Raw genomic sequence first — 22102 nt, 5'->3', positions numbered from 1 at the left:
GTTAGCTATTTAAGGATATTGGTATGGAAGAATTTGATTTAGTGTTTATTGGTGGCGGACCTGGTGGATACACTGGAGCGATCCGTGCGGCGCAATTAGGAATGAAAGTAGCGGTTGTCGAAAAAGACAAAACCCTAGGTGGCACTTGCTTAAACGTAGGCTGCATCCCATCGAAAGCGTTGTTACAAAGCTCTGAGTTTTATCATGAGGCTTTGCACGACTTTGATAAACACGGCATTATTCTGTCAGACGTGAAAATGAATCTTGATGCCATGATGTCGCGTAAAAACAAAATCGTGGGCGACTTAACCGGTGGTATTGATTTTTTATTTAAGAAAAACAAAATTACCCGGGTACTTGGATACGGCAAAATCACTTCAGCTAATACCGTTGAAGCAACCGCTGCCGACGGATCTAAACAAACGTTAAATACCAAATACATCTGCATCGCCACCGGTTCAGTGCCGGTCGAATTACCTTTCTTAAAATTTGATGAGAAAAAAATTGTCTCTTCAACCGGCGCTTTATCTTTAGATTCAATCCCTAAAGAAATGTTAGTTGTCGGTGGCGGCGTTATCGGTTTAGAGCTAGGCTCTGTCTGGGCCCGCCTGGGCAGTAAAGTTACCGTGATCGAGTATGCTGATAAAATCTTATCAATGATGGATACAGATTGCGTAAACACGCTGGTTCGCTCGATGAAGAAAATGAATGTCACATTCATGACTTCAACGAAAGTCACCGGTTCTAAATCGGTCGGCGGCCGTGTTGAATTAGATTATGAAACCATGCCAGACGGCAAAAAAGGCACCATCCAAGGTGATGTGGTGCTTGTCTCAACCGGACGTAAACCATTTACCGAAGGTGTAGGCTTAGAGACTGTGGGTATCGAAAAAGATGAACGTGGCCGCGTAAAAACCAACGACCACTACCAAACAAATGTACCTAATATCTTTGCTGTTGGGGATGTGATTGTTGGCCCGATGTTAGCACACAAATCTGAAGAAGAAGGTGTTGCTGTGGCTGAGTTGATCGCTACCGGCCACGGACACGTTAACTACAACACGGTTCCCTCGGTTGTTTACACACATCCAGAAATCGCTTCAGTAGGTATGACCGCTGAGGAAGCTCAAGGTAAAGGTTTAGAAGTAAACGTGGGTAAATTTCTATTCGCAGCCAACGGCCGCGCCAAAGCCCGCGGTGCAACCGAAGGTTTTGTTAAAATCGTTGCAGATAAGCACACCGACCGTATCTTAGGTGGTCACATCGTGGGAGCTGGTGCTTCTGAAATGCTGGGGGAAATCGTGGTAGCCATGGAATTTGGCGGATCCAGTGAAGATCTGGCCAGATCGTTTCACTCACACCCGACAATGTCGGAAGTGATCCGCGAAGCCGCGCTAGCGGTCGATAAACGCCAGCGCCAAGGATAACTATTTACTGACAAACATAAATAAAAAAACCGCACTCGTTAAAAGGTGCGGTTTTTTATTTTAAAGTATAACAGAAGCTCTTTATTTTTGAGGGGCCGGTTTGCGTGGCGTTGCTGCTTCGGCCTTCTGGGCCAGTGGCTTAGCCTTATAATCGCGGATACGTAAGAAGTTCGGGTTTGAGCAGTAATACTTATCAGCGCCTGAATTTTCAAAGGCTGTTCTTAACGCGATATCTTTAGATGCCAAGTGAGTTAAATACCCCGGACCACCGATCACTGAAAAACGTTCGTATTTTGCACGTTCTTTAGCTTTAGCCGCCGGATCAGAAATAGCTTCTACTTTGGCTAAGTTTTTTGGATTTAAAATCGAAGCATCAAAGTTGTTCTGATTATAAATTAAAAACTCCGGATAAGTTAACAGGTAAGATTTTCTGATTTTATCAGGTAATACTTTCGCGCGTTTTAGCTTAATCGCTTTATCCGGATCATTCTGTTTAATGAAAGCCGAACGGACATTTAATTTTGCAATTTCGGTCACAGGCTTTACTTTGCCATCGATGTCAGTTGCTGTTTTCGGGTTATGAAAATCAAAATCCGCTTCGGTTAACGGTTTTTTGGCATCAATACGTTTTGTTAAATACTCGGTTAACATATTAAATGCCGTACTCGGGCCGGTATTATAACCGTTAAAAGCTATCATCGTTGCCAGGTTATTTAGATTAACATCGGTAATACCCAGTTGTGCAAATTTTTGCTGAATGTCGTTGTTACCGAACTTACCGCCGACAATGCGGTCTGACGACGTACCGGTAAAGGCAATCATCTGGCCGTTGTTGTCGATAAAACTTTCACCGGCAATATATTTCGTACCGAGTAAGTTATCGAGATTCATACGGTTGTAGATAGCCATATACATAATGTTTTTCATCGGGTTTTCTGGCGGTACGATCAGCGAACAGCGAGTAGCCAGCGTGTCTTTTACCTTTTTTAAGTAAGGTTTGTAATGCATAACACGCATACATGACGGCTTTTTAATCGCAGCCTTTTCTACTTCTGCCAGATAGCGGTCGTAGTGTTTATTAACTTCTGCAATAGCTGATTGTGTTAACTGACCGACTCCGGCATCAAATCCAGCACCTAAGGTGTTAATGATAACGCCTGATTCATTTGATAATTTTGGCAATAATTCTTTCGCATCAATATTTAAACACTCGGCCACATCGGTAAAATGATTGTAAGTTAAATTAACCAGATTTTTAGAAATACAAGGCTTCGATCCGCCGCGCTGAGGCTGTGTTCCCATCCCGCCCGGACAACGCGCCAGCGACCTAGAGCTTACGCCGAATTTTCGCATAACATGCGTTACACAATTACGCGGAAGTGCTTTACTTTCGCTACTGCGCTCACTGATCGCCTCAGCAAAGATTGAGCTTTGCTTTGCCGCCTTAATAATAACGGCTTCGATATTGCCGCGGTTTTTGTTTTTTCCGGCACTGCAGGCCGCTACATCTTCATAGTTTACCGCAGCTTCATCAGAAATCGTGGCAAAATCAATTGGTGAGTCATGAGCTAAGCCAGAGCTTTCGCGCAACGCCTCTTCGTAAAAATCAAACTGGGCCGGTGATAGTGCATAGGGATTACCCGGTGAACCGGATTTTTGGTATTCTTCATCTGTATAAGTTAAGATTTCGGCCAGCTCCTGCTCGCTGACGTCTGCAAATTCATCCCGTGCCTTGGTGTAAGAATAAAGATCTTCAGCTGCTGCAGACATAACTGAAGACTGTTCATGCAGCTGCACTACACTTTTTGCTTTTTGATCCAGCTGGGCTGAAACATCTAACACATGCTTCATCGGCACTAGAGCCAAGAACATCCAAAATGCGAAGTAGAAATTACCGTTAAACCATTTATTCATATCACGTCACCTGTTCTACGTACTATTAATAGGTATAAAACCCCGCTTAGTTATCGACGTATTGAAGTAAAACAATTATCGGACCTAGGTCTTATAATTGAGCTGGCTTGCAAACAAAAATCAGCACTGTCTCATCTTGATGCGAATTAAGTTTTTTATATCAGTTTAACAAAACAAAGCTATACTTAAGTATGTGAGATAACTTTAGGGGGAAAATATGTTATCACGTAAGCTCAATCTATTGTCATTAGCTCTATGTGCCGGGATCGCCCAACCTGCACTGGCAACAAGTGGTCTGACCATTAATGCCGGTGAGGGAGCTGTCAACCCGCTGGCGGATATGTCTGTTGCCGGCGCAACCCAGCGAACCACAACAAACAATTATTCAATTCGCTTCCGGGCTTCGTGTTTTGGTACGAACCTACGTGGTGTTGCAAATCCGATCGCACCAAATGCCACCGTAACCATGCACGGAAAACTGCAGATGGATGGCAATGCCGAACAAGACTTCTCGATTACATTTCCGGCGTTACCGGTTATTAAAGATAATAACTCTAACCAGACGCTGACTTCCTATTCACTACCCGCTGGATCCAAAGCCGGATTTTCGGGTAATATGGTTGTTGCCAATATTCCGAGTACGGTTACGGCATCGATCAATCCGGTAACGGCTGAAATTTCTGTGCAACAAGCCCGTTTTAAAGTAAAAGGTATCAAGTTTACACAAGCCATCCCTGGCGGTGGCGGTGGTCAGTACTACGGTCGTGACGGCGTACTTTCATCAAGTGCGGTTAACATCAATCAATCCTCTGACGGTAAAACCTTTGATATCGAAACCAGCTTTCCTGGTCAGGAAGGTTTCTGCGGTGGTTACCATTCACCGTTAATGGTTTTTCTGGATGAGAAAATACCGAAATTTGACAACATCGTTGATTTTAACATGGGTCACGGTTTAAAAACATTCTGGCCAGAAAAAAATCATGACGGTTATTTTGTGGCTTTACCCAATAAACAAGGAAAAGTCGTTTCAAACGAAGAGCTTTTCGGTGAAACCCGAGAATATAATAATGGTTTTGACAAGCTCGCAGTCCACGATAAAAACAAAGATGGTGTAATCGATGCCAAAGACCCGGTCTTTAAAAAGCTGGTTCTATGGAAAGATAAGAGCGGTAAAGGTGTTTACTCAAGCAAGGACAGCATACCTTTAGCCCAGATCATCAAGTCGATTAACCTGAAATTTGAACCAAATATCATGCAAGTCAGTGCCAACGCCGAGTTACGTGAGAAGTCGACATTAGTCATGGCGGATCCGAAAAAGCATCCTAAAGCCTATATCGTTGACGTTTGGTTTAAACCAGCGCTTGGCAGCGAAAACGATCTTACTTTACCTAAGCTCTCTTCTAAATAAAAATTATTTTATCTTAAAACCTGAAGCCCCGTCTTAAAACGAGACGGGGTTTTTTTTTCTTCACCAAATCAGATATTTACCCTACAATAGTATATTGAGGGGTAACTATGGAGATACGTCTGTTCAACTCTCGGGGAAACACCACACTACTAGCTTTATTTGTCGTAGGTGTAGTTTCTTCAGGGGTTTACTTCATCTCAAATAAAATTATCGTTGAACGAAAAATTTCAGCTCAGCTGCGCAAAGATATTCGCGCCAACCTAGCTTTACGTTCAATCACTGATTATATCAAATACGGAATCCGTAAAGGCTGGTGTTTTGATGAAAAACTTATTCCGCAGCCACCAGCAGATTGTGTAAATAATTTCGAAAATAATTACAGCACGATGCGTATCATGATGCCACCGTCATATGCAAAGACGTTAGAAAACCTAGGTCGTGAATATCCGACTGAATTCCCTAATCTGGCCGGAAAAACCGCGCAGAGTTTGATGCTAAAGTCTTTTGAACGCAAGCTAGACTTACGCAGTTTAACGATCTCGCAGGCCCATCCGCTTCACCGCGTATTAACAAATCTTGGTTCGTATTTAGTTAAAGGCATTAATGTTAAGGTCAGCCGCATCGGTAATGTCACCTTACCGGTAAACGGTGACGAGGTGTATGTTGAAATCTTAGCTGAGTTTACCGATAAAAACGGCAATCCGTTAAAAACCGGTGTTGAGGTCTATGATGACGACGGCGGACTTACGACCAACGGTACGCAGTACTTCCGTGAAGTGAGCCGCTTTGTTTCTAACCCGCGCGAAGTGAATACCTTTTCTTTAATCTTACCGGGTTCGATTTACATCGGTAAGCCTAATCCGCCGGAACCGGGCCACGGTGATCTGGCAATTCCATTAGGAAATAAAGCCAGCCCAGGCATGGTATTTAATTCACCGGTGTTCGTTAATGAAAATATTTTTATTAATAAAAATGGTTATACCCCGGTGACCTTTAATGACGTCGTAGTTCTTGGTAACGGTATTATTAAAGGAGCCAACGGCAGCGCCTTTAAAATCGGTGAATCACTGGGTGTTAAACGTTACTGGATCGATACCGGATTTTTCGGGGGCTTTACCCGCGGTATTGATTCTGACGGTAAACGTGATGCTGGTTTAAGTACTTTAAACGGTGTCAGTGATTCGGTAACTCTTAATAACGATATCATCACTCAGTGTATTAACATTATCCGTTCACAGTCGAATCCAGATATGACAGACGCTTCACGCCTGGTCGCTGAACCCATCGGCGGCGGCGCTTTTGACGATAAACTCTCAGAATTTACTAACCGCTTTTCATTTTCAGAAATCCCGACCGGTGCACTAAATTTATTTGTCCCGCAGGTCATCGGCAATAATGATGGTGGTATCAATCTGGATTCGGGAAACGCACAATACTTAAATAAACCACACAACCGCAACTCTAAAGACGAATCCAGAATCTGGTATTCGTTCTCACCAACTTACAATTTAACTTCTGGCACAAAACTTGTGATGTGGGCTTATATGGAGTGGGATAATAATAAACTTAAAATCCCGCTGCTTGAAAACACTTCCGGTGACGGCCATAAAGTCACGATTAATTTTTCACCGTATTCAAAAGATGATGTTGATGAAGCTAAAACCCAGCTTAACTCTGTTTCGAGCACTCTTAATAGCCGCCAAGTTGAACTGGCCGAGTTAGAATCAGAAAAGCCGACCAATCCGGTTTCATTAACGGCTTGGCTGTTAACCAGCGATGGTACCAAATACGCCGAACTTTCGGGATCAAAATTTAACAACAAATCAGTGGCCTGGGCTCAAGAAATGAAAAACGATGTTGAGGCCGAACACAATCAACGTAAAAATTATTACGATAACCCAGGTCGTTTAGAAATCAGCACCATTAAACCAAATAACGGTTTTAGCGAACGCCAGAATGTTTTTAGAAATGTGAATGTTAAAATCATTAATGGCAAAAATTTCCGTAAAGCCAGTGATGCAGGAAACCTGATCGGTGGATTAGATAAGACCACCCTGACTGCCGAACCGATAGAACTATTTACTATCGAAGGGATGGATTACAGTGCTGTCGAAGGTGGCTACTCGACCCGTCCGCGCAAATCTAATAATCAGGTGACTAATGATCCTAGTGAAAACATCAAGGCTGATGATAACAACGTGCATTTTAATTTCAGTATCGATTATACAAACTCAGACCGCCCGCTGGTTATGAGTAACCGTGGCCGCAAATACGATGGCCAAGCGATTAATTTAGGTCAGTACAAACCACTTAATCCAGCGATTAACTATCAGATGATGATCAACAAGTGTTTTGACTCGGCCGGAGGTACAAACTTAGATGCCTTTAAACCGGCTTCATTTGCAAGTGCGGACTTCACCGAAGTATCGCAAGATTCATGGCATTTCGCATCTCCTGATCCAAAAACCACTTATTTTAATGAAGATATCGTATCGAACTCATTTGATTTCAAAATCGCTGCGACCAGAAACACCTGCAAAATTCACCCTAACGTGACCACTGTTACGGGATTTTTCGTCTGCCGCAATCTAGAAATTTTGGCGCGCTCGGCGCCGCTTAAAATGATCGGTACATTTATCGTAACTAAAAATATGACCGTGGATCCGAGCGCAATCAACGCCGGCGTGACCTGGGCAAGTATGCATAACCAGCAGGCCGTCAATATCATGAAGCAGCCAAATGCCTCCGGCTCGCCGACATTACGTCGCGCTAACGGCAGTAACTGTTCGGGATTATACTCAGGCAGCGTTCCGTTCTGGCATCCTGATCCGGGCTTAAACGGTCTTGCTGACCGTATCCGTTGCAGTTCTACGTTCTTATTACAGGGTAAAGGTCCTCCGCGCTGGACGTCGATAGACCCGGATTGCGGCCGTATCGGTGACAGTACAAATACCCAATGTCTAAAACGTATCCGCAACTTTAACCTGATTCAGTTAGAGAGAGTTTATGGGCAATAGTAGTAGTAGTACTAGCAGTTTTAGTATTTTCAAAAAGATTCGATCGACCAAAGGTTTTACCATCACGGAAGTGATGGTCGGCGTTGCGCTGTTATCGATTGTTGTCGTTGGCGGCATTACCGCTTTTGACCACTTGAATAAAATCTCGGTCAACAATGAAACCACCTCTACGGTGGATGACCGCGTGGCAGAGATTATCGAAAATATCCGCCAGCAACCGACGACCCAGATTTTACAGTACGATGAAGCTTCGGATTTAATTAATAACAGCAATTTAAAAATGGCCTGGTCTAATAAAGAAGATAAACCGGCCACAGAATGCCCGAACTGCCCTGGCCGCTACGGCTACGTGATCACGCCGGCATCACAGGCCACAACGGATCTGTACCTTGTGACCATTTGGTTTAAACATACTGAATGGGGACAAGAAATTAAAAAATATGAATTTTTAGTGAGTAAATAGTATGAATATATTCAACCGGCTCAGAAATTCTAAAGGGATGACCATCACCGAGTTAATGGTCGCGATGGGGTTAACCTCTATTGTGGGCGTCAGCATGTTTCAGGTCTTAACAAGAACCACTGATATGCAGAAAAAAATCAGTGAAAAGCTGGATCTGCAAATCGAAACTGCCTTAGGTGATCAGATCATCGTGCGTGATTTGCGTAACTCTGGCTCGTCGTTAAATAATCTGGTCGTTAAGGATGATAACAATCTGAATTTCTTTGATTTTGACCCGGATCGTTCAAGCCCTTTCTACCGCGCACAGAGTAAAAAATCGCGCACCTTTACTTTAAAAAAAGGCGGAAAAACATTTTTCTATGTCATGACGTTTGATACCCTGCGCGGAAAAGGCCTGTTTGCCGATGCGGTGACCTTCTTTCAGGTCGGCCCAGCCCCGGCAAACCCGCACCAACCGGCTTCACTAACTTACCGTGGAATTAACTACAATAATTACCTAACGGCCAAAGACGCTAACAACCAAGATATGAACAACCCGTTACTGATTTCGACGGCTAATTTAAACAAGCTGGTCTTAGTTGATAGTTCGTCGTACATGCCAGTGTCGCCACTGAAACCTGCGGTGTTTATCGGCAAGGTCGTAAAATCGGGTTCAATCTACGATATTGAAAAAATTGCGGCGACGGCGATTCCAAAAACCGCTCAAAATACCCCGCTGTGGAATTACGATATCCGCACGCCGGTAAATACGACGATAGTACCTAATAACTTCGAGCAGTTCATGTATAACCTGCCACCGGTCGGTGCCAATGGCGCGAGTGTGCGCATTAAGCCGATTCGTTTATTCAGGTATGAATTAGATTGCACGACCGATCCGAAGGAGTGTGTGCTGTCACGTAAAGATGTACTTCACGGCGTAAGCTCGCAGAAATTGCCAATCTTACGCGGCTTTGAAAAAATCACCTTTTACCGCGAAGACATTGCGACCTCCGTCTTTAAAGTAACGGTCGATAAGGTCGCATCAGCGAAATAGCAAAAACTATAACCAGCAGCTGTTGACTTTGCGTTCAACAGCCACACTTTTTGCTAAGTCATAACCAGCATCTAAATGTCTAAAAATACCCATCGCCGGATCCGTTGTTAACACACGTTTTAAACGGCGTGCAGCGGCTTCGGTTCCATCTGCCACGATCACTTGTCCTGAGTGCTGTGAGTATCCCATACCCACACCACCACCGTGATGCAATGACACCCAGGTTGAACCGCTGGCAACCAGTGCCATCGCCGATAACATCGGCCAGTCACTCACGGCATCAGAGCCGTCTTTCATCGCTTCAGTTTCGCGGTTTGGTGAGGCGACCGAGCCACAGTCTAAATGATCTCGCCCGATCACGATCGGCGCTTTAACCTTACCGGTGCGAACCAATTCATTTAATAGTAATCCTGCTTTTTCGCGCTCACCGTACTCTAACCAACAGATACGCGCAGGTAATCCCTGAAACTTTATGCGCTTTTCAGCCATGTCTAACCATTTTAAAAGATCTTTTTTATGCGGGAATAATTCTCTCATCGCATCGTCAGTTACCTTAATGTCGTTTGGATCACCTGAAAGCGCTACCCAACGGAACGGGCCAGAACCTTTACAGAATAAAGGTCTGATATAAGCCGGAACAAACCCAGGAAAATCAAATGCGTTTTTTACACCGGCATCAAAAGCGCGCGCACGGATATTGTTACCGTAATCAAATGTAACCGCCCCGCGTTTTTTCATCTCAAGCATTGATTCAACGTGCGAAGCCATCGATTTGTAAGCGGCTTCTAAGTAGGCTTTCTGGTCACGTTGCCTGAATTCAGTGGCGGTTTGCACCGTGTAACCTTCTGGGATGTAACCGTTTAGCGGATCATGGGCCGAAGTTTGGTCAGTCAACAAATCCGGGGTAAAGTTTTTTGCTAACATTTCTTTTAAAACTGTTGCTGCATTTCCTAAAAGCGCAATTGATTTAGCCTCTTTGTTAGCGGCGTATTTTTTCGCACGTGCGATCGCTTCGTCGATGCTATCAACAGATTCATCGACGTACTTTGAATCAAGACGCTTTTGAATCGATACCGGGTCGACTTCGGTACAAATAACTACAGCACCGGCAAATACGCCAGCTAAAGGCTGTGCCCCGCCCATTCCGCCTAAACCGGCAGTTAAAATAATTCGACCAGATAAATCACCACCGAAATGCTGTCGGCCGGCCTCAGCGAAGGTTTCATAAGTTCCCTGAATGATCCCTTGAGTGCCGATGTAGATCCACGAACCAGCTGTCATCTGGCCGTACATCATTAAGCCTTTTTTATCCAGCTCATGAAAGTGTTCCCACGTCGCCCATTTAGGTACTAAGTTCGAGTTAGCCAGTAACACACGGGGTGCATCTTCATGCGTTTTTAATACGCCAATTGGCTTTCCTGACTGCACTAACAGCGTCTCGTCGTTTTCTAATTTTTTTAACGCCTCTAAAATTTTATCATAAGATTCCCAGTTACGGGCCGCTTTGCCGATACCACCGTAAACGACTAAGTTATCCGGGTTTTCGGCAACAGCCGGATCTAAGTTGTTTTGAATCATGCGGTAAGCGGCTTCTTGTAACCAGCCTTTGCAGTTTAATTTTGTTCCCGTAGGGGCATGAATATTCTTGTGCATAAATACCTCTATTTAGATTTCTAACTCGCCAATTTTAGTTTCAACAGCTTTAACAATTTTCCCTGAAGAGATCAGGGCTTTAATCTTCGCTACATCTTTAGCAAAAATACGGTCTTCTTTGGCGTACGGAACCTCCGCACGGATCGTATCAAAAGCCACTTTCACACCGTCTGCCGGTTTAAGCGGTGCGATCATATCAAGGGCCTGCGTCGCCGATAGAAATTCCATGGCAAAAACGTTCTGTGCGTTTTCAACAACTTTAGCAAACTTGCGGGCGGCAATTGTTCCCATTGAAACGTGGTCTTCTTTTTCTGCCGAAGTCGGCATTGAATCCACACTCGCCGGGTGCGCTAAAACTTTATTTTCGCTCACTAAACTTGCTGACGCGACCTGCACAATCATGTGACCGGAATTCAGACCACCGTTGGGCGCCAAAAACGGCGGAAGCTCAGACATTTGGGTTGAGATAAATTTAGAAATACGCTCATGAGAAATACTTGCCAGTGATGATACCGCAATGGCTGCAAAATCCATGGCATGGGCTACAGGCATACCGTGGAAGTTGCCGCACGATAAAATCTTACCCGCATCAGCAAAAACTAACGGATTATCCGTAGCCGAGTTGGCTTCAGTCGTCAGAACACGTTCACAGTACTCAAGCGCCATTTTAGCTGCACCATGCACCGCCGGCATACAACGCAGCGAGTACGCATCTTGAACACGATGATCTGTCGTCTCGTGTAAATGACTGTCTCCAATTTCACTGCGTTCGCCCATCACACGCAGAAGGTTTTTAGCTGTCGGCGCTTCACCATAGTGCGGGCGTGTAGCCGCAATCAATGGATCAAACGGCCGGCGCGATCCACGTAGACCTTCTAATGAAGTGGCACCGGCAATATCGGCTATCTTAAGTAATTGTCTGGCCTCATAAAGGGCCAGCATGCCAACCGCTGTCATCACCTGACAGCCGTTAATTAATGACAACCCCTCTTTGGCTTTTAAAACCAGCGGCTGAACATTTTTGTAATCAGTGGTAATCGTTTTACCGTCAGCGCCCCAGATTTCACCTTCGCCGATTAACGTTAAAGCTAAATGCGACAATGGGGCCAAGTCACCGCTGGCACCGACCGAGCCTTGTGACGGAATAACCGGGATTAAATCGTTATTTAAAAATTCTAGAATTTTTTCAACCGCTTCGATGCGGATACCGCTAAAACCGCGCGCTAAAGTATTCGCACGTAAGATCATCATTGCCTTTGACTGTTCTTTGGTAAACGGCTCGCCGATACCCATCGAGTGCGAACGGATTAGGTTTCTTTGCAGTTGTTCGATCTCAGAGTCAGAAATACGTACCGAAGAGAATGCGCCGAAACCAGTATTAACTCCGTACATCACCTCGCCATTTTTAATACGGCCTTCGATGTAATCACGTGATTTTTTAATTTCAGTGCGGGAGCTTATCGCAAGCTCGAAAGTACCAGGGGTGTAAACCATTTCATGCAGGGAATTTACGGTGATAGATTGACCGTCGATAACGTATTTTTTCATGGGCCAAATATTACCTAAGGCCTAAGGTAGAGTCGAGACTCGAATCACACACTACGGCGCACATTGGCATGCAATGTCATTGCCCTTTTTTAGACACAAAATTACCCTAAAGATGCAAAGGAACCCCTATGAAACAGCTGACTACTTCGCTTCTACTTCTTGTTCTGTTTACGTCTTGCACAACTCAGTTTAAAAAAGCCCAAAATTTAATGAGTGAGCGCAATTTTGATGAAGCTCTGATCATCATGGAAGAACTCGTCGCGAAAGACCCGAAAGACAGCGATTATCAGGTAGGTCTCAAACAGGCCCGTGAAGGTGTAATTGATCAAACTTTAATCCGCGTCAGAATGGCCCGTCTAGCCAACAATAACCAAGAAAGCCTGGAACTGTTGCGCAAAACCATAGAGCGTGAAAATAGCTGGGGACTGTTTCCGACAGGAGCCGTGGCCTTTACCCAAAGTGAAGAAACCGACGAAGCCTATAAAACCCTGCGCACCGAAGTCTATAGTCTGAACCAGCGCGGCCGTCACCTACGGGTGTTGTACCTGATCGAACGCTATAAAATTTTATTTCCCGAGGTGCGCCGCAAGACGTTTGATCTGGCTTTTAACGATGCCAAAACGCACGCCAAAAAATTCTGCTTAGAAAAAAGCCGCACCACTTCTGAAGAAACTTATTTTTACAACCAACTGATCGCCAAATGGTGCAGTTATGCTGACCAGAAAGCGGTGATCGCCAAATCGACATCGCCACTTTATAAGAATCTCGAAATTTCTGCGAAACAACAGTTTCACACCCCACTGCCGCACGCCTTAGTTGCGGCCCTTGATAAAAATATGAATGAGCAATTTAGCAAAACCGGATGGTTTGATAAAAATTCACGTAAAGCCCTGGATTTTACGGCCACCGGTAATTATCAATTTAACGAAAACCGTTTTAAAGAATTTCGCAATCACAGCTACAGCGAACCGGTGGTCATCAAAGCTGCTGACGGATCATCTAAAACCAGCTACGAAAGCCGTTCATTCCCCTACTACGTCAATGTCATTTCTCAGGAAGTGCATGCCGGCTTAAATATAGTTGCGAGCGATGAACGTATCCCGCGCTACCAAAACACTTTTCACGAAACAGCGCGCGAGACATCGCACAGCTTTTCCAATTCAGCTATCGGCTTACGCCCTCAAAAATCCGGCGACAGCTACAGCGCAGACCAGTGGCTGGATATCGTCTCTAAAAAATATGCAACCGAACTGCAGGCCCACTTGCGCAGCTCATTTGAAGGTGCCTTCTGCACACCGCTGACCGATGCCACGCCACGCATTGAACTGATTAATCAGTCGCTGATTTGTTTACGCCAAAAGGGCAAAAACCCGCCGGATGTGATCAGCCGCGTATTTGAAAACGAATATCAGATGACATCTCTTGAGATGGAGACCCTGTTTCGGGTCGTCGAATAACTGCTAGAAGACCTGATATTTTTTGGCCATCAATTTATAAATTTCATCGATCTTTTTTTGCCGGTCACCCGAATCTGCTTCGGTGCGTTTAATATATTCAATTTCCTGTAAAAAAATCTGATCGAGCAAGGGATTAGCATTTAGTTTTGCTTCGAGATTTTTTTTGTGTTCATTCATTTCCTGCTTAGTAATACCTGTAGTTAAAATATAAAAATCTGAGCCGTTATGTTTAAAAGGCACATGCTTTCCTATAAGTTCACTCTGAATGGCTTTAGCCGCCAGGGCCAGCGCCAGATCCCCGGTTTCAGTTTTACGGTGAAAATAATTTAATTTACCCAAGTTAAGTAAACTCACCCACATCACTGCATTATTTGCATCTAGCTTATCACTTTGCCCAAGAAAATAGTTAATCACCGTTTTTGCGCCTGGCGCGCGCGCATCCATCAAGCCGGTCACCGTATTCATCTCGATAGGACGTGTCTCACCTGTTGGTTTACCGCTGTTATCATAATACTCGGCATGGTATTCATCTGCATTAAGTTCATTTTTGTATTTACCAATGCCGATTTGCCCCAAACGAAATACTTCATGAGTTCGTTTTACCTGCATGACCGGAACCGCAGCAAACCACATAGATCGGTCTTTAACGATGAGTGTGTCGGCTGTATGCGCCTGCGGGTAGACCTTGGTAAAATCACTCGGCGACATCACCATCGGGATATCAGGCCTAAAGGAAGGTTTAATTTTATGGTTTACCTGTGACAGATTTACGCCACCGGTATACTTTGAGGTATCTAAGTTAAATGCGGTCTTGATTTTAATCTTCATCTCAACTGCCATAGCTTCAGCACGCTGCTGAATCACCGATGGCAAGCCACCAACTATATACGCCATCCCCATCGACACCCCTTCTTGCGAATACTGGGTGTAAGTTCTGAATTCAGCCAAACGGGACTGATATTCTGCCTCTGAAATTTCATTATTTTTGTATCGCTGATGCATCACTTTGAAATCTGCCACACGGCGCTTGGTCTCGCTTAAAAAAACTGAATGGGCTTTAGCGTGAATTTCACGCTGAAGGTTCTGCATGGTTTTTTGAATGACTTCCGGGCTTTTAGTTTCTAAAACAATTCCAAATTCATCGCCGCCTAAACGGAACACCAATCCCTTATCTGCAACCACGCTCTGAATGGCTTCAACGGTTTTTTGAATATATAGATCGCCGGCCTGCATTTTATCGTGAAAATTTTTATTTACCCAACCCAGATTATTTACATCAATAAATATAAAAGCCCCGTTTGGTTTATCGTGTTTTGATTTTGACAAAATCGCATTTAAAAACTCACGCCCGCTTTGCAAATTGGCATTAATAACGTTTTCAGAATCCATCGCCAGCTCAGTACTTCTTAAGCGTGAAGAGTTATTAATTCTAAACACATAGTCGGCAAAATAGGTGGCATGAGGCGTGCGGGTCAGGCGAATATGTTCAGGCACAAAGCTAAAGCGCGTTTCCTTTGTCTCATTTTGAAACAAGGCCTGGCACATAAGCCCACTGCGCGCATTTGCGCTGACACCGGCGCTTAAAAGCGCCGATACTATTAGTGTCGCAACAACTGTATTCATTTTAATTGCCGAACTCTGCATATACTATCTAAGTCAGCAAGACGATCGCCAATTTTTTCTTAACTTTTTTTGACTAGAGTAAGTTTTGAATATTGCGACGATAATTCACAACCGTCTTCTCACCTTGAAACACTGCACTGCCCGCGACCAGCACATCGGCACCGGCCCGCCAACAGAGCTTGGCTGTCTGCGCGTTAACGCCGCCATCGATTTCAATCAGATAATTTAAGTTATTTGTTTCACGGTGCTGTTTTAGCCAAGTGACTTTTTCTAACTGGTCATGCATGAAGCTTTGTCCGCCAAATCCGGGTTCTACGGTCATGACCAACACCAGATCAACCAGATCCAGATAAGGTTTAATGTCATCTAACTTGGTGCCCGGCCGCAAAGTGATTCCCGGTTTGATTTTAAGTTCGCGAATCTTTAGTAAACACTCTTTGGCCACCGCGGTCGACTCAACATGAATCGTTAAATAATCAGAACCGGCCTTGGCAAACTCTGCGATATATTTCTCTGGCTTATCAATCATCAGGTGTACATCAAGAGGGATTGTACTTACACCCTTGATCGCCTTAACCACCGGCATACCGATCGTTAAATTAGGAACAAAGTGGCCATCCATAACATCAACGTGCAATAAATGCGCTCCGGCTTCGGTCACTTTGGCGATTTCGGCTTTTAGATCCGCAAAATCCGAAGACAACAAACTTGGAGCAATCATTTTTGTACTCATGAAAAAATTTGTCCTTTGCTTAACTGGTGGGATTTTAAAAAATCTGCAATGGTCATTCTGTTTTTAGATTCAGGCTGAACTTCTAACAGCGCTAACTGCCCTTGCGAAGTTTGAATTATTAATTCTGCCGGGCCTACGGCTGCCACTTCACCTGGTTTTACGGTGGGTGCGGCTGCATACACTTTGGTTTTGTGAATCTTTAAGCGCTTTCCCTGAAAGTTAACATATGTTCCGGGGCCCATGCTGAACGCACGGATTTTATTGTGCAGAGACTCTGCTGATCTTGAAAAATCTAAAAATGATTCTTCTTTTTCGATTTTTGGTGCAATACTCACCAACGATTCGTCCTGTGGCTGCGGAGCCAGATTGCCGCGAATATAATCCATCAGCTCTACATGCAGCAGTTCACATCCCAGTGTAGCTAAGCGGTCGTAAAGTTCGGTGGCATTGATTTCAGAATCCAGTTGCACACGGCGCTCACCGATCACCGGCCCTGCATCTAATTTTTTAACCATACGCTGCAGGCAGACACCGGTTACCGTATCACCCGCCTCAATCGAACGCTGAATCGGGGCCGCCCCACGCCATTTCGGCAGCAGGCTTCCATGAACATTGACTGCGCCATAAGTAAAACTATCTAAAAACTCCTGTGATAAAATCTGACCAAAAGCGACCACCACGGCCACTTCAGCCTGCCATGATTTAATTTTTTCTAATGCTTCAGGTTCTTTACGTAGATTTTCAGGAGTAATGACTTCGATATTATGCTTGAGCGCCAGTTCTTTCACCGGCGACGGCGTCAGTTGCATCTTACGTCCGCTCGGACGATCCGGCTGGGTTACCACGCCGACCACCTTGTAGTGATCATCGTCTAACAGCGATTGTAAATGTTTAGCGGCAAAATCAGGTGTTCCGAGAAAACAAACTCGAACGACACTCATTTACTTTACCGGTTCCTTCTTGCGGTCACGGGCCGACTGCATTTCTTCTTTGGTCGGGTAACCACTTTTTTTGATCGTATTTTTGATCTTATTGCTTTTCGTAAAACTGATGTGGTCGATAAAAAGTGTACCTTCTAAATGATCCATTTCGTGCTGGACGACGATGGCCAATAAACCATCAGTGGTAAAACGGATTTCTTTTCCGTTAACATCGTAAGCTTTAACTTCAACGGTTTCAAAACGTTCAACCGTTTCAAAAAAGCTCGGCACTGATAAACAGCCTTCATCAAAAGTGGTTTTACCTTCGCCTTTAACAATCTCAGGATTAATCAGAATCAATGGCTGCGTCACTTTTTGTTCAAGCTCGGTCATGTCACCAATTTCATAGCGGCCAGATTCACCCTTAGGGCGGCAATCAATCACTAACATCCTGATCAATTCCCCAACCTGTGGTGCGGCTAAACCGATGCCGTTGGCATCGTACATAGTTTCAAGCATGTCATCGGCTAACTGTTTTAATTTGGCCGTCACTTCCGGGGTAAACTGCTCTACCGGTTTAGAAACTTCACGTAACAGTGGATTTGGATAAGTCAGAATTTCAAGTTTCGCCATTGTTTAATGCTCGCTTTCAGCTCGACCAGAGAGTATTAAATTATTTTTTCAGACGCAAGAGAAAGAACACCCCGATAGCCGCCATCAATAGGTTGGCTCCCCAGGCTGCTAAAAATGGCGGAAGTGTCCCGTGGTAACCCATGGTTTGCATCGAGCTGTAGATGATCCAATAGGCGACCACCAAGCCTAAGACAATACCGGCATTTTTAGCCATACCGCCGCCGCGCGCTTGCCCTACGCAAAACGGTAACGCCAATAAACTCATCACTAAACCCGCCAGGGCGAAACTCAATTTTGAGAAATAATCGACTTCGTATTTAACCGTATCCAAGCCCGCTTCTTTATTTTTTGATATATAACGCGAAAGTTCACTGTGCGATAACAGATCCGAAGTTTGTCCAGTGCTACGCAAATCCTGGGCATCTTCGGCCATAACGATAGTTTTTTGGTCAAACTGATCGTTAAGCGGAAAACTTGATTCCGAACTGAACACCGAAATAGTGCCGTTTTGTAAAAACCATTTCGAACCTTCTAAAATTACTGATTCAGCCGTCAAAAGCTGTTTAAGATTCCAAGATTCATCAAAGAAATAAAGCGTTAATCCCTGCGCTAAATTTCCCTCGGCGTTAAGGGTTTTAATATTGAAAATCGTATTTTTTGATCGGTACCAGATTCTGTCGGTTTTGATGGTTTGAAACTTCGACGGTTTTTGTTCGATAAAATTGTAAAAAGTGAAGTTCTTCTGCTTGGTAAACATCGGTAATAACCGGTCACTGGCCACATAATCAATCGCGCCCACCACTAACAGCGAAATAAAAATCCAGCGCGATATTCTAAACAAACTAAGCCCTGACGCGAATAACGCAATGAGCTCTGAACCTTTATTCAAAGTCGAAATTGTCAGAACCAGGCCGACCACTGACGCCACCGGAAGCATTTTATGAATAATTTCAGGCAAAAAGTAGCCGTAATAGCTTAGAAAAACCTCAGTATCGACGGCTTTGTATCGAAGCACGTTGCTCATCACATCAGTTGCTAAAAACAATGTCACAAATATCACTAAGCCAGCGGCGAATGAGGCCCAGAAAAGACTTAAGATGTAGCGATCAACACGACTCATAATTTACCCAGCCTGATATCCATCTGGTTGCTCCAGAATAATTGTGCCTTACTCTTGACTCAAACGGTATTGTGATATGTACTTTAGTCATGGCCTTACGCGTCTTACTAGCTGATGAATCCTCGACCATAAAGAAAGTGCTGCAACTTGCGCTTTCTGATTTTGGTATTGAGGTAAAAAGTGTACCCTCTGGAATCGATGTGGTTCCGGTGGCGCTGGATTTTCGTCCAGACATTATCTTTGCTGATATTCTGCTGTCAAAACGTAACGGCTACGAAGTCTGTGGCGATATCAAAGCTAATCCGCAGTTAAAAAATACTCCCGTGGTTTTAATGTGGAGTAGTTTTATGGAATTCGACGAAAAGCTTGCACAAAAATCCGGGGCCAATGCCCGCTTAGAAAAACCGTTCGATACTGAAGCCTTAAGAAGTGTGGTTAATAAGTTGGTTAAAAAAACCGACGAACACCCGCTCAAAGGACTATTGGATTTTCCGACTCTTCCGGATTTTGAAGAATCAGAAACCATCGTCCGCCACAAGCTACAGCAACAAGCAGAAAAAGATGAACTTGTGATTGATGATGACTTAGAAGAATTTAAGCCGCTTGATTTAAAACCAGCGAGCCCGAAATCACACCAGCCACAAATGCAACAGACTGCGCCGGTTAAACCCGGCAAAACGCAAGCGACCGATGTGCACACCATCACTGAAGAGTATGATCCTTCAAATGATATTCACATCGAAACTGAAAACTACGGTGAATTCGAAGAAGTAGTGTTAGTTAAAGGCGATAAAGACAACGAACTTGAAAAAACGATTCAGGGCCAGTTGAAAAATTACCTTGAAAGTTCGCCGGTCGCATTAAATAAAATTTCAAAATCAACAGACGCTCCACAGGGTAAAACCGTAGGCCGTTTTGATGAGCAACTCATGCGCGAAGAAGTGCGCTTGATGGCGGAGAAAATCTGCTGGCAGATTATTCCCGAAATCACCGAGAAAATTGTCAGGGAAGAATTAAAAAAACTTTTAACCGACATTGAAAAGTCAGTATAACGATAGACCTATGACAACTCATGACCTTATTAAAGCAGCCCTTAAAGAGGATATGCCTTTTGGCGATATCACGACCGATTCTCTAGCCGTAAAGCCGAAAATTGGCGAAGCGATTTTAAAAGCCAAAAGCGACCTGGTCCTTTCAGGCTCTACCGCTTTTGAACAAACTCTGTTGTTTCTGGAACCCAACGTAAAAATCAAATGGCTTTTTGAAGAAGGTGATCTGGTTTACAAAGGCCAAACCATCTGCTCTATTGAGGGTGATTTATTGCAGGTGCTAAAAGCCGAGCGTGTGGCGTTAAACTTTTTAGGTTTACTTTCAGGCATCGCCACCTTAACCCGCAAGTACGTTAAAGCAGTTGAAGGCACCCGCTGTAAAATTTTAGATACCCGCAAAACAACACCGCTTTTTCGTGAATTAGAAAAACGCGCTGTTGTTCACGGCGGTGGGCAAAACCACCGTTTTAATTTATCAGATGCGATTTTAATTAAAGATAACCACATTTCTCTTATGGGCGGGATTACCCAGGCGGTCACCCGCACCCGTCAGCACACAAGCCTTCCGATCGAAGTTGAAGCTTCAACCATAGATCAGGTTAAAGAAGCCGTAAGCCTTCGTGTAGACCGTATTCTGTTAGACAATATGACCAACGAAGCGCTTAAAGAAGCGCGCGCACTGGTGCCCGACTTTGTTAAAACTGAAGCCAGCGGCAACATGAATTTAGAACGCGTAGGCAGCGTCGCCGCCTTGGGCATTGATTTTATTTCGGTCGGTGCTTTGACTCACTCGGCACCGTGTGCTGATGTAAGCCTTCTCTTTGACTGGGGTAACTAACATGAAAGAATCTCCGACCGACGATATTAAGATTGGCGTAATCACGGCGTCTTGGGCCGAAATGCACAACATCTCGTGCGACTATCATCAATCCACAACCAGCACCAATGATCTGGCCAAAGACGATGCCTTTAACGGGCTTGATGCGATCCAGCTGTATGTCACTGACGAGCAAACCCACGGACGCGGCCGCGGAAGCCACACCTGGACCGCACCGGCAGCAGGTTCAAGCTTACTTTCTAGCTGGTCATTTCAATCTGCCGTTGCGCCGACCCCCTATTTAACTTCATTGATCGGTCTAAGTCTTTTTAATGCCGCCCGCGCCACCTGGCCGTTTTTAAACTGGAATCTTAAAGCTCCGAACGATTTATACATCGACGATAAAAAAATTGCTGGAATTTTGGTTGAAACCGTCAGCCAAGGTAACCAACACCGCATTATCGTGGGCCTTGGCTTTAATGTTTTTGCCCACCCGAATCTACCGATTGCGACAGATTTATTTCATGAAATGAGCAAAGGAAAATTTCCGGGCGTTATGGGATCGGACTGGATTAAATTCTTAGACCGTGTGCTCTTTGAAATCTGCGCCTTGATCCCTGAAGCCAACCAGGAACCGGATGAAACTCTGCAGGCCGCCATGCTTGCGGTTTTTAACATGCATCCCAAACTAGTTACCAAGTACACTGACTTTAACACTTTAAAAGAGGATTTATGGCGCTAACTTATACTCCCGAAAACCCACAGTTTGGCCAAGCCTGTCCTGAATTCACTTTGCCTGGTATGGATGGCAAAACCTATTCGCTGAAAGATTTTAGCAACGGCAACCCACTGCTGGTGATGTTCATCTGTAACCACTGCCCGTATGTAAAAGCCATCGAAGACCGCCTGATCCAGCTGGGTAAAGATTTAAAAGCAGAGAATATTAATGTTGTCGCAATCTGTTCAAATACCGACACCAAATACACCGAAGACAGTTTTGAAAACCTACGTAAAAGATTCTTCGAAAAAGAATACAGCTTTTTCTACCTGCATGACGAATCACAGGACGTTGCCAAACGCTTCGGAGCTGTTTGTACGCCGGATTATTTTATGTTTGATGGCAATCTTAAATTACAATACCGCGGCCGTCTTGATGATAACTGGAAAGAAGCCGATAAAGTCACCAAACGTGAACTTTATCAGGCAGCACTTGATTTAAAATACTCTCGCCCCTTACAAAAGCAAACACCTTCAATGGGTTGCTCTATAAAATGGAAAGAACAATAA

General features: G+C 44.4%; 18 protein-coding genes. 10 read left to right on the top strand and 8 right to left on the bottom strand.

The genetic code is table 11. The features are described from left to right. Window positions 1-23: 23 nt before the first annotated feature. Window positions 24-1427 carry a dihydrolipoyl dehydrogenase gene (gene lpdA, locus AC04MM_RS14155; protein WP_475381032.1) on the top strand — a complete coding sequence of 468 codons (1404 nt, stop codon included), beginning with the start codon at window positions 24-26 and terminating at the stop codon, window positions 1425-1427. Window positions 1428-1508: 81 nt separating this feature from the next. On the opposite strand, the gene AC04MM_RS14150 is transcribed toward lpdA, so the two are convergent. After that, the gene (locus AC04MM_RS14150; protein ID WP_475381031.1) at window positions 1509-3341 is read right to left on the bottom strand and encodes a hypothetical protein; all 1833 of its coding nucleotides are present in this window, start codon (window positions 3339-3341) and stop codon (window positions 1509-1511) included. A 217-nt stretch (window positions 3342-3558) separates the two neighbouring features. Here AC04MM_RS14150 and AC04MM_RS14145 point away from each other — a divergent pair, with 217 nt between their 5' ends. The 4 genes from AC04MM_RS14145 to AC04MM_RS14130 all read left to right on the top strand — a co-directional run bounded on the left by AC04MM_RS14145 (window position 3559) and on the right by AC04MM_RS14130 (window position 9262). Beyond that, window positions 3559-4749, top strand: a complete 1191-nt coding sequence (locus AC04MM_RS14145; protein ID WP_475381030.1) for a hypothetical protein — start codon at window positions 3559-3561, stop codon at window positions 4747-4749. A gap of 107 nt (window positions 4750-4856) precedes the next feature. Continuing rightward, window positions 4857-7766, top strand: a complete 2910-nt coding sequence (locus AC04MM_RS14140) for a hypothetical protein (protein ID WP_475381029.1) — start codon at window positions 4857-4859, stop codon at window positions 7764-7766. Then, on the top strand, window positions 7756-8229 hold the full coding sequence (locus AC04MM_RS14135) for a PilW family protein (RefSeq protein ID WP_475381028.1): 474 nt from the start codon (window positions 7756-7758) through the stop codon (window positions 8227-8229). The genes AC04MM_RS14140 and AC04MM_RS14135 overlap by 11 nt, the downstream gene beginning before the upstream one ends. A 1-nt stretch (window position 8230) precedes the next feature. Continuing rightward, a complete protein-coding gene (locus tag AC04MM_RS14130; protein ID WP_475381027.1) occupies window positions 8231-9262 on the top strand; it encodes a PulJ/GspJ family protein in 1032 nt (343 codons plus the stop codon). Window positions 9263-9268: 6 nt separating this feature from the next. On the opposite strand, the gene hutU is transcribed toward AC04MM_RS14130, so the two are convergent. Beyond that, the gene (gene hutU / locus AC04MM_RS14125) at window positions 9269-10915 is read right to left on the bottom strand and encodes a urocanate hydratase (protein ID WP_475381026.1); all 1647 of its coding nucleotides are present in this window, start codon (window positions 10913-10915) and stop codon (window positions 9269-9271) included. A 12-nt stretch (window positions 10916-10927) separates the two neighbouring features. Next, window positions 10928-12463 carry a histidine ammonia-lyase gene (gene hutH / locus AC04MM_RS14120; protein WP_475381025.1) on the bottom strand — a complete coding sequence of 512 codons (1536 nt, stop codon included), beginning with the start codon at window positions 12461-12463 and terminating at the stop codon, window positions 10928-10930. A 128-nt stretch (window positions 12464-12591) separates the two neighbouring features. Between hutH and AC04MM_RS14115 the strand changes: the two genes are divergently transcribed. Continuing rightward, on the top strand, window positions 12592-13920 hold the full coding sequence (locus AC04MM_RS14115) for a tetratricopeptide repeat protein (RefSeq protein ID WP_475381024.1): 1329 nt from the start codon (window positions 12592-12594) through the stop codon (window positions 13918-13920). A gap of 3 nt (window positions 13921-13923) precedes the next feature. On the opposite strand, the gene AC04MM_RS14110 is transcribed toward AC04MM_RS14115, so the two are convergent. The 5 genes from AC04MM_RS14110 to lptG form a co-directional block, all read right to left on the bottom strand. After that, a complete protein-coding gene (locus tag AC04MM_RS14110) occupies window positions 13924-15543 on the bottom strand; it encodes a diguanylate cyclase domain-containing protein (protein WP_475381023.1) in 1620 nt (539 codons plus the stop codon). Window positions 15544-15616: 73 nt separating this feature from the next. Continuing rightward, window positions 15617-16276, bottom strand: coding sequence for a ribulose-phosphate 3-epimerase (gene rpe, locus AC04MM_RS14105; RefSeq protein ID WP_475381022.1), 660 nt, complete (start codon window positions 16274-16276; stop codon window positions 15617-15619). Beyond that, window positions 16273-17217 carry a methionyl-tRNA formyltransferase gene (fmt, locus tag AC04MM_RS14100; RefSeq protein ID WP_475381021.1) on the bottom strand — a complete coding sequence of 315 codons (945 nt, stop codon included), beginning with the start codon at window positions 17215-17217 and terminating at the stop codon, window positions 16273-16275. The genes rpe and fmt overlap by 4 nt, the downstream gene beginning before the upstream one ends. Next, on the bottom strand, window positions 17218-17829 hold the full coding sequence (def, locus tag AC04MM_RS14095) for a peptide deformylase (protein ID WP_475381020.1): 612 nt from the start codon (window positions 17827-17829) through the stop codon (window positions 17218-17220). A 40-nt stretch (window positions 17830-17869) separates the two neighbouring features. Continuing rightward, a complete protein-coding gene (gene lptG / locus AC04MM_RS14090) occupies window positions 17870-18949 on the bottom strand; it encodes an LPS export ABC transporter permease LptG (RefSeq protein WP_475381019.1) in 1080 nt (359 codons plus the stop codon). Window positions 18950-19038: 89 nt separating this feature from the next. Between lptG and AC04MM_RS14085 the strand changes: the two genes are divergently transcribed. The 4 genes from AC04MM_RS14085 to AC04MM_RS14070 are packed head-to-tail and all read left to right on the top strand — an operon-like array spanning window position 19039 to window position 22102. Beyond that, a complete protein-coding gene (locus AC04MM_RS14085; RefSeq protein ID WP_475381018.1) occupies window positions 19039-20001 on the top strand; it encodes a response regulator in 963 nt (320 codons plus the stop codon). Between the two features lie 10 nt (window positions 20002-20011). Further along, a complete protein-coding gene (gene nadC, locus AC04MM_RS14080) occupies window positions 20012-20836 on the top strand; it encodes a carboxylating nicotinate-nucleotide diphosphorylase (protein ID WP_475381017.1) in 825 nt (274 codons plus the stop codon). 1 nt (window position 20837) lies between these two features. Beyond that, complete coding sequence (locus AC04MM_RS14075) at window positions 20838-21557, top strand: biotin--[acetyl-CoA-carboxylase] ligase (protein WP_475381016.1); 720 nt, start codon at window positions 20838-20840, stop codon at window positions 21555-21557. Beyond that, entirely contained in the window at window positions 21548-22102 is a 555-nt protein-coding gene (locus AC04MM_RS14070) for a thioredoxin family protein (protein WP_475381015.1), read from the top strand. The genes AC04MM_RS14075 and AC04MM_RS14070 overlap by 10 nt, the downstream gene beginning before the upstream one ends.

Source organism: Bdellovibrio sp. SBM16, from assembly GCF_056175625.1.
Note: the sequence above shows the minus strand (reverse complement) of the source record. Positions and strands in the feature narration are given on the sequence as shown.